Origin of the sequence: Streptomyces sp. NPDC048566, assembly GCF_043199735.1 — a bacterium.
Classification (GTDB): domain Bacteria; phylum Actinomycetota; class Actinomycetes; order Streptomycetales; family Streptomycetaceae; genus Streptomyces.
Genome location: NZ_JBICWL010000043.1, coordinates 18724 through 27488, shown reverse-complemented (window position 1 = coordinate 27488; position 8765 = coordinate 18724). Strand labels below are relative to the sequence as shown.

Here is an 8765-nt window from a genome sequence, read left to right as displayed (position 1 = left end):
CGGGCGGGCCGGCGGACATCAGGGCGGTGAGCATCCGGACGGCCTCTCCCCGCTCCAGACGGCCCGCCTTGAAGCGGGTGAGGACTTCGCGTTCGTCCATGAGGTCCGCGGTGTTCTCCATGGGCGGGCGGCTTCAGGCCCGGCGCGCGAGGTGGCCCAGCGCGTCGTCGACGGACATCCATCCGGCGCGTACCGCGTCGAGCAGCGCGCCGACGCCCAGCGGCGCGGCCCCGGGAACCCGGACGCCCATGACGGCCGGCAGGATCTCGGGGACCTGGTGCGGCGGCGCGGCGGCGACGATGTGCACGGCCAGGCTGACGAGGTCGGGGTGGTCGTAGAGGGTGCCGGCGGGCTCCTGGAGCCCGTAGATGCGGTTCACCGCGGCGACGAACTCCGCCGCGATCACCGAGTCGACGCCCAGCACGACGAAGGGGGAGTCGGTGTGCAGGTCCCAGGGGTCGCAGCACAGGATGCGGGCGAGTTCCTCGCGCAGCGTCTCCAGCACCTGGCCCACCGCGTCGTCGTGGGCCTCGGCGCCCGGAAGGGGCTCGGCGTGAGCCGGCGTCGGCTGTGCGTCGGTCGGTCCGGTGGAGGAGAGGACCGCGTGCGTCAGGTGCCGGGCCAGCGCGGCCGGAGTGGGGTGGTCGAGCAGGACGTCGACACGCAGGTCGGTGCCGTAGTGGCCGTTGAGCGCGGCGACGAACTGGACGGACAGCAGCGAGCCGAGGCCGAGCAGCCGGAAGGTCTCCTCGGTGTCGATGCGCTCAGGGGTGATCCGCAGAACGTCGGCCAGCACCGTGACGAGCCCGCTCAGCAGCGACTCGTGCGAGGCGCCGAAGGCAGTCGGGCGGGAGAACTGGTCTTCATCGTGCATGAGTTGACTCCAAGGGTTCCGTCCTGCGGGCCGATGGCGGGAAAACAGCTGCGGTACGTCCCGTCGTGCGAACGCCCGCCCGGCCGTGTCCGGCCGGCCGCACCACCGGGTCCCTGTGTCGCTGGGGAACGGTGTCGCGGTCGGGCTTCCTCAAGACCAAACCATACTCCCCGTTTTGAAAGAGTTCCACGGCCCACCTAGAGCCCGACTGGAGCAAGAGGGCACACAGAACTGCCAGTTCATACCGGCGCGAAAAGGTTCCAATAAGGGCATTCACTCGCCCTGAAGCATCAGACCGCACCGCTTGTTTAGCTGCACCATGAACCGATCGACGGTCACGCACGCTGCGGTTCGAGCTTCACCCCTCGATCGACACACCAAGAAACAGCCACTTCGGTCTGAAACTGTCGAGCGCGTGCTCGCAGCCCCTCGGCGTAACCCCTTCGCACGCCGCAGCGCCCTCCCGCGCATCGGCGGAGGACTCGTCAACGGGCGCGTGTCGCACGGAGCGGCTGAGGCGCGGAGGCGGCGTCACGGCAGACGGCGGGCCCGACCGTCCGTCAGGGCGTCGGTCCTGCGACGGCGGTGGGGCGCCCGACTGCTCCGGGGCACCCTTGTGGCCGCCTACCGAGGCAGACGATCCCCCTGACCCGGCAACCCTTCCGGATCGGCTGGAGTCTTCCCTCCCAGGGACCCTTCGGGGTCATCGACACCAAGGGGGGAACGCCGTGAGGCTCCGCAGGGCGGCGAAGGGCGTCGGCCGTTTCCTGGTCGAGGCGTGCGGAGAGGTCGTCGGCGAGGCGGTCCTCAGCGTGCTCGCCTGTGTCCTGCTCGGCGGCCTGGCTCTGATCGCCTACCTGAGCTGGTCCTTCAGCCCCCGCTTCACCATCGCGGGGGCCGGCCTGCTCAGCCTCGTCCTTGCCCACGGCGCCTGGCAGGCATTCCGTGATCCCACGAAGAGGCACCGTCGCGGCTTCGCCGCCCTGACCGCCGCCGCGTTCACCGTGACGGCCGCAACGGCGTTGTTCCTGCTGCTCTACGGGCCCGGATGCGGCTGCCTGTGAGACCGGTTCCGTCACGGCGGATCCAAGCCGTCACGGGGTGATCGTTCGCCGAAGCGCGCGAGGCGGAGAGGGCGGCGGCGCGAAGACGCCACTTCCGACGCCCATCCGTTGATGCGCGAGGCGCACCAGGGTCCGGGGCGGCGATCCCACCACGGGCCGGCCGCATCGGCTTGTCAGGCATCACGTCGGTGCATCGCCCACCAACCGGCCACGAGGGCGGCTGACGCCCACCACGCAGCCACGGCCAGACCTGTCCAAGGGCCAAGGGCGCCCGCCGGGTCCTGGTGCAGGATCTGTTGTCCGGCACGGTCGGGCAGGTAGGCGGCGGCGCCTTCGGCGACGCCTCCGATCACGAAGGACACGATCAAGATGAAGGGGATGAGCAGGCTGAGCACTCCGACGGCACTGCGCAACAGGAAGGTGAGTCCCACCGCCAGCAAGGCCATCAGGGCCAGGTAGATTCCCCCGCCGACGCAGGCTCGCAAAGCTCCCGGCTCACCGAGGCCGATGGCGTACTTCCCCAGGAACGCCTGGCCCGTGAAAAAGGCGGCGAACGTGGTTGCGAGCCCTACGACGAGGCTCGTCGCGGCCACGACTGCGGTCTTCGCCGCGTACAAGAGACCCCGCCGCGGCACCGCCGACAGGGAGATCCGAAGGGCACCGCCCGTGTACTCGGAGGAGACAGCGGTGGCCCCGAAGGCGATCGCGGCGATCTGTGCGAAGTTGATCGCATAGAAGGCTCCGAAGACGGGATCCTCGGCTCCGTCCGCCTCTGCGCGGCCGACCGTGGCGAAGGCGAGCAGGGTGATGGCCAGCGTGGCGGCGAAGACCGCGAGAAGTGATCCGAAGCTGGCCCGGACCGACCTCATTTTGATCCACTCGGAGTGGAGTACTGCGGTGACGGACACGATCAAACCTCCTGGGGGGTGGTCGGGAACGCGGTGGCCGCGGCTGCGAATTCCGTCTCGGTGGCGGTGAGTGCCAGGTACGCCTGCTCCAGGCAGGCCCGGACGTCGGCGAGTTCCAGAAGGGGGATGCCCTCGCGGGCTGCTGCAGCTCCGATCTGGTCGGCTGTGGCGCCGTGGACGATCAATAGGCCGTCCTCGTCTTCCGCGATCGTGTGTCCCCCGGCCCGCAGTACGGCCCGCAGCCGGTTGGGGTCACTGGTGCGGACGCGCACCTGCAGGTCGCTGTGCCGTTCGATGAAGTCCTGTGTCGGGATGTCGGCGAGGAGGCGTCCCTTGCCGAGGACGACGAGGTGGTCGGCGAAAGAGGCGGTCTCGTTCATCAGATGGCTGGAGACCAGGACCGTGCGGCCTTCGCGGGCCAGCCGGCGCAGCAAGTGGCGGATCCAGACGATGCCTTCCGGGTCGAGGCCGTTGGTCGGCTCGTCCAGCATGAGGACGGGTGGATCCCCGAGAAGGGCGGCTGCGATGCCGAGCCGCTGGCGCATGCCGAGCGAAAAGGTCTTGATGCGACGGTGTGCGACAGCGGTGAGACCCGTGTCCTGGAGGACCTCGTCCACGCGGCGTGCCGGGAGACGGTTGCCGACGGCGAGGAAGCGCAGATGGTCGCGGGCACTGCGGGAGCCGTGGGCGGCCTGCGCGTCCAGGAGGGCGCCGACGGCGCGCAGGGGCTCGCGCAGCGTCACATAGGGGCGGCCGCCGACCCTGGCGGTACCGGCGGTGGGGCGGTCCAGGCCGAGTACGAGGCGCATGGTGGTGGACTTGCCGGCGCCGTTGGGTCCGAGGAATGCGGTGACCCGGCCCGGTTCGATGCTGCACGTCAGACGGTCGACGGCCCGTGTGGCGCCGTACTCCTTGGTGAGTTCTTCGACATCGATGCTGTTCATGGATCCAGCGTGGTCGGGCAAGCGTGCGCAGCCATCCCCCTACCGAGGGGAGCGTCTCCCCCACACGAGGGAGACGGCAGCTTCTCCTGCTCTGACACGATGTCGGCATGCCGGGTCTCCTGCTGCCGCTGATACGTGCGGTCACCTACACCCGCTGGCTGCACCTGCTGGTGGGGGCGATCGTGCCGTTCGCCTGCGCCATGGTCTATCCGGGGCTGAACAACGTGTCACCCCGCGACTGGCTGCTGGTCGCGGTCCTGCCCGTTCCGCTCGCTCTGGCGGCAGGCATGGTGCCCGCGGTCCGTCATGCCGAGGGGCTGCAGGCGCGGCTGATGCTGTTTCCCGGGCCGCACGCACGCGTGAGGGACGACGATGCCCCTGGTGTCTCCACCGTCTTCTCCGCATCGTGGACCGATCGTGCGAGAACGGGAGTCTGGCTGGTCCTGCGTTTGGAGGCGGGGCTCATAGTCGCGCTGGTGACCAACACGCTGATGACGCTGGCCATGTCACTTGCCGGGGCGGCCTTCGGGGAGGCCGACCTGGCCATCCCACTGCTGAACGTCTCAACCGAGCAGCGGGCGTACGCGCTGCTGGCACCCGTGCCCGTGCTGGTGACGGTGATGCTGGCCGCAGGAGCAGGAGAGCTCATGGCTCAGGCTGCTCGCCGTCTGCTCGGGCCGTCTGTGAAGGAGCGTCTCGCCGAGTTGGAGCAGCGCACCGAGCAGCTGCTGGAACGCAACGAAATCGCACGGGAGTTGCACGACACGCTCGGCCACGCGCTGACCTTGGCCGTGGTGCAGGCGGGCGCCGCTCGGGCGGCGGGCGACCGCGGATTCACCGACCGAGCCTTGGAGGCCATCGAGGAGACGGGACGGAACGCACTGGATGATCTGGATCGTGTGCTGCTCGTACTGCGCGACACAGGGCAGCCTGCCGGCACGCGTCCCGCTCTCGACGAGGCGGATCGTCTGCTGGAATCCGCGCGGTCCTCGGGAGCGCACGTCGATCTCGACGTGACCGGGCCGCTGGCGCACCTTCCGGGGCCGGTCTCTCGTGAGGCCTACCGGATGCTTCAGGAAGCCCTCACCAACGTGTTGCGGCACGCAGGCCCCGTCAGCATCGGCGTCCGCATCGCCGTCGAGACAGCGCGACTGCGGCTTGAGGTGCGCAATCCCCTGCCGGGCCGGGCGCCAGTGGCCGTCACGGGCGGTGGCAGGGGGCTGCGCGGCATCCGTGAGCGTGCCGCGTTGCTCGGAGGCGAGGCCGAGGCGGGAGAGCACGGCGGCTTCTGGCTGCTGCGCGTCGATCTTCCGCTGCAGTTAATCTAGGCTGATCTGATGCCGCTCACCGTGCTCTTGGTCGACGACGAGCCGCTCGTACGGGCCGGACTACGCGCCGTGCTGACCGCTCAGCCGGACATCGCGGTGGTGGGCGAGGCGGCCGACGGAGCCGCCGTGATCCCCTTGGTGCGGCAACTGCGTCCCGATGTCATCGTCATGGACGTGCGCATGCCGCTGATGGACGGCATCGAGGCCACGCGGACAGTGCTGCGGACCACGCCGGACCCTCCGAAGATCGTAGTGGTGACGACCTTCGAGAACGACGAATACGTGTACGGAGCGCTGCGTGCGGGAGCCGACGGTTTCCTGCTCAAGCGGGCCCGGCCGGCGGAGATCGTGCACGCCGTGCGTCTCGTGGCCGAGGGCGACTCCCTGCTGTTCCCGGCGGCGGTGCGCCAGTTGGCTTCCACCTACGGCAGGGACCACGGCAACACAGCCGCCCAGAGCGCGATGGAGCGTGCCGCCCTCACCGAGCGCGAGCGGGAGGTGCTGCGTCTCCTGGCGCGTGGCCTGTCGAACGGGGAGATCGCCGCACGCATGGTGGTGGGGACCGAGACCGTGAAGTCGCATGTCAGTTCCGTGCTGACGAAACTTGGCGCACGGGACCGCACCCAGGCGGTCATCGCGGCATACGAGTCCGGCTTCGTCTCCCCGGGCTGACGGTCGGGCTGTGGTCGACGTCCGTGTCGTGCCCGCTCCTTCTCGTGGCGAACGCCGATCGAGCCACTGAGGGAAGTTTGGCCATGCCTGTCGGCACAATTGCCGTGGTTTTCCTCGTCCAGTTCGGGCCCGTCCGGCTCGCCCCCGAAGGGGACAGGCCCCGGCCGGAGCAGCCGGCCCAGATGCTGAAACCGCCAGCCGTCCGGGGCCTTGGCGTGCCGGTTCTCGAGCGCGCCGGGCGACGTTCTGCACCACAGACCCCCGCAGCAAAACCGCCGACACCACAGCCGCGGGCGGCGAAAGGGACGACCCGTCCGCTCAGTGGCCGCCGCGTCTGCCGCACTCCCCCGCCGCGTCCTGCTGTGCGGCGTACACCGCGACGAACGCGGCCAGCGCCCGCACGTCGCCGTGTGCGCCGAGCGCGGTGAGCGGCACACTGCGGCGGGGCCCTCGGGTCAGCGTGTGGTGGGCGCGCAAGGCGGCGGCCAGCAGTTCGCCGGCGTCTCTGCGCGCGTGGCCGGGATCCGCGCACGCCATCGCCAGCGCCTCGGCCCACGCGCGGGAGGCGATGTCCTCCCGGCGCGGTTCCGGAAGCGGGGCGGATGTCGGGTCCGGCATGGCGGCCTCCTCGATGTCCGGTGGTCGTGCGGGCGGATCGTGTCCGGTGCCGGTGCGGTTGGCGCATGCGGCGCGCTCGGTCGCCGCGGACGCCCCGGGAGCGGGGGCCGCTTCGCCGGCGTCAGGTGCCCGGCCGGGCGGCGGCTGCCGCGAGACGGCCGGCGAGTTCCTCCGGCGGCGCGTCGGTCGCGTCCAGGACGACGACGCGGGGCCGGTGCCCTTCGGCGGCGGCGAACCCGGCGAGGGCGCACACGGCGACGCCGTCGCCGCAGAGGCCGGCCAGGACCAGGCCGTCGCCTGCCCGGAGCCGAGGGCCGAGCCCCGCGTACACGGCGCGCGCCGCGGCCTGCGCGGGGGCTCCGCCCGCGGGGAGGGAGTCGAGCAGAAGCAGGAGTTCGGGTCCCGGATAGGCGCGCGCCACGCGGTCGTAGAAGGGCCTCGTCCGCCCAGGAGCGCGCACGAGGGCGAGCGTGCCGGTGTGCCCGTCGGCCGGTGCGCGCAGCACCGCGGGGGTGACGACGGCGCGATGCGGTACGGCGGATGGCCTCCCGGGAGCGGGGTCGGAGCCCAGGTGGGACAGCAGGTCGAGCACCTCGCCGACGGTGGTGTGCCGGCCCGCTCCACGCGGCAGCTCACGGAGCAACAGCGCGGCGTGGGCGAGGAGTTCGGTGACCTCGCAGAAGCGGTCCTGGTCGTAGGACGCGGTCAGGACCAGGCGGTCGCTGCGGTCGTGGTGGGCGATCAGCGTCAGCGGGTAGGCGGTGTGGGCGCCCAGGGTCTGCGGCGGCTCCACGTCGATGCCGCACGCGGTGAGTTCGGCGTCCAGCTCGGTGAGGGTGTGCGGGAGCGTCTCGAAGGTCAGCAGGGTGTCAGCCGGCGGGGCGGGACGCCGTCGCCATGCCTCCACCTGGCCGGCGGACACCCACTCGTAGGCGGCACGGTCCAGGCAGTGGTCGCGCAGTCCCGCCATGAGCTGGGGGACCGTCGCACGCGGGTCGACGAGGACGGACTGCGGCAGCGGCCCGGCGAGGGCGCCGGGCGTACGCTCCACACCGTCGAAGAGGATGCCGCGCCCGGCGGCGGTGGTGGCGAAGCGTACGTGGCAGGGGCCCTCGGCGTGGGCGGCACGGTAGAGGAGCAGCGCCCACACCGCCTGGAGGGCGGTGGACTCGCCGCCTCCCCAGGCGGCGGCCCAGTCCGCGAGGCGCGCGGTCTCCTCCTCCGTCAGCCGCAGCCGGGACCGGCCGTCGCCCCGGCCTGCGTTGCCGGTGAACAGCGGCGGCACGGGGGCCGTGTCACCGGCGTCGGCAGCCGTGAAGAAGTCCCTGGCGGCCGCCGGGTCCTGCTGCGCGAGCCAGGTCGCGTAGTCGCGCATGTCAGGCCGTCGTTCGCCGCCGGGCAGCTCGCCGCCGGCCAGGTAGGCCCGGTAGAACTCGCGGACGAGCAGGCGCACGGACCAGCTGTCCAGCAGGGCGTGGTGGTAGGTCAGCAGCACGCGCGCCGGCCCGCTCGCGCAGGAGTCGTCGCGGCCGCCGCCGAGCAGCGTGACGCGCAGCGGCGCCGAGCGGCGCGGGTCGATGCCGCGGCATCGGTCGGCGGCGACGAGGGTGTGCCATTCGGTGCTGTCGTGCGGCAGACGCACGATCTGCGGGTCGGTCCGGTCGTGGACCAGGAGGGCGGGCTCGCTCCCGTCGTCGAAGGCGGTGCGCAGCACGGCCTCGTGGGCGAAGACCGATCTCCAGGCGGCGGTGAAGCGCTCCACGTCCAGTGGGCCGTGCCAGTCCCAGGACGCCTGCTCGACCTGCCGGCCGGGGCGGGGGTGCGCGTCGGCGACGGCGAGGAGTTCCCGCTGGAGTGGGGTCGCGGGCTGATGGCGCACCGAGAAGGCGCCGCGGCCGGCGTGCGTGAGCAGGTCGGCCAGGGCGCCGAAGGGGAAGTCGGGCCGCTCGGCGCCGGCGGCGGTGAAGCGCACCGTGTGCCGGCCCGGCCCCGTCCGCTCCAGGTCCGCCCTCCAGAGGCGGGCGCCGGGATGGTGCGCGGCGACGGTGTCGAGCGCCTCCTCGATCCGTGTGACCGGAAGCGGTCCGTGCAGTTCCAGTACGGGCGGCGTGCCGTGACCGAGGTCGACGACGACGGTGATCGGCTGGCGCTGCGGCAGACGGGCGAAGCGGTTGGTGGTCATCGGCAGTCCGGGGCACGCGCCGGCGAAGCCCCTCCCCCTCTCCTCGCGAGGCGCTGCCCCAGCATGCGCCACCTGCCCGGTATATCGCTGACACAGTCCTGACAAACCGCTCGATCGGCTCGCTCGGCCCGGTTCGCGGTCGTGCTCGGCCGGGCCGGACACCGCACGCGGCGCC

The 8765-nt window shown here is 71.8% G+C and carries 8 protein-coding genes; 3 read left to right on the top strand and 5 right to left on the bottom strand.

Annotated features, from left to right (window positions below):
* Positions 1-133 precede the first annotated feature (133 nt).
* Positions 134-874, bottom strand: coding sequence for a phosphopantetheine-binding protein (locus tag ACGFS9_RS32245; RefSeq protein ID WP_393258428.1), 741 nt, complete (start codon positions 872-874; stop codon positions 134-136).
* A 728-nt stretch (positions 875-1602) separates the two neighbouring features.
* On the opposite strand from ACGFS9_RS32245, the gene ACGFS9_RS32240 reads away from it, so the two are divergent.
* The gene (locus ACGFS9_RS32240) at positions 1603-1938 is read left to right on the top strand and encodes a lysine transporter LysE (RefSeq protein ID WP_393258426.1); all 336 of its coding nucleotides are present in this window, start codon (positions 1603-1605) and stop codon (positions 1936-1938) included.
* 173 nt (positions 1939-2111) lie between these two features.
* Here the strand turns inward: ACGFS9_RS32240 and ACGFS9_RS32235 are convergent, their stop codons facing one another.
* A complete protein-coding gene (locus ACGFS9_RS32235; RefSeq protein ID WP_393258423.1) occupies positions 2112-2846 on the bottom strand; it encodes an ABC transporter permease in 735 nt (244 codons plus the stop codon).
* 2 nt (positions 2847-2848) lie between these two features.
* Positions 2849-3790: an ABC transporter ATP-binding protein gene (locus ACGFS9_RS32230; RefSeq protein WP_393258420.1), complete on the bottom strand. Its 942-nt coding sequence runs from the start codon at positions 3788-3790 to the stop codon at positions 2849-2851.
* Between the two features lie 107 nt (positions 3791-3897).
* Here ACGFS9_RS32230 and ACGFS9_RS32225 point away from each other — a divergent pair, with 107 nt between their 5' ends.
* On the top strand, positions 3898-5118 hold the full coding sequence (locus ACGFS9_RS32225) for a sensor histidine kinase (protein WP_393258418.1): 1221 nt from the start codon (positions 3898-3900) through the stop codon (positions 5116-5118).
* Between the two features lie 9 nt (positions 5119-5127).
* Complete coding sequence (locus tag ACGFS9_RS32220; protein ID WP_393258416.1) at positions 5128-5790, top strand: response regulator; 663 nt, start codon at positions 5128-5130, stop codon at positions 5788-5790.
* A gap of 318 nt (positions 5791-6108) precedes the next feature.
* Here the strand turns inward: ACGFS9_RS32220 and ACGFS9_RS32215 are convergent, their stop codons facing one another.
* Together ACGFS9_RS32215 and ACGFS9_RS32210 are read right to left on the bottom strand one after the other, a co-directional pair.
* Positions 6109-6408 carry a hypothetical protein gene (locus ACGFS9_RS32215; RefSeq protein ID WP_393258413.1) on the bottom strand — a complete coding sequence of 100 codons (300 nt, stop codon included), beginning with the start codon at positions 6406-6408 and terminating at the stop codon, positions 6109-6111.
* A 121-nt stretch (positions 6409-6529) separates the two neighbouring features.
* Positions 6530-8590: a condensation domain-containing protein gene (locus ACGFS9_RS32210; RefSeq protein ID WP_393258411.1), complete on the bottom strand. Its 2061-nt coding sequence runs from the start codon at positions 8588-8590 to the stop codon at positions 6530-6532.
* Positions 8591-8765: the final 175 nt, after the last annotated feature.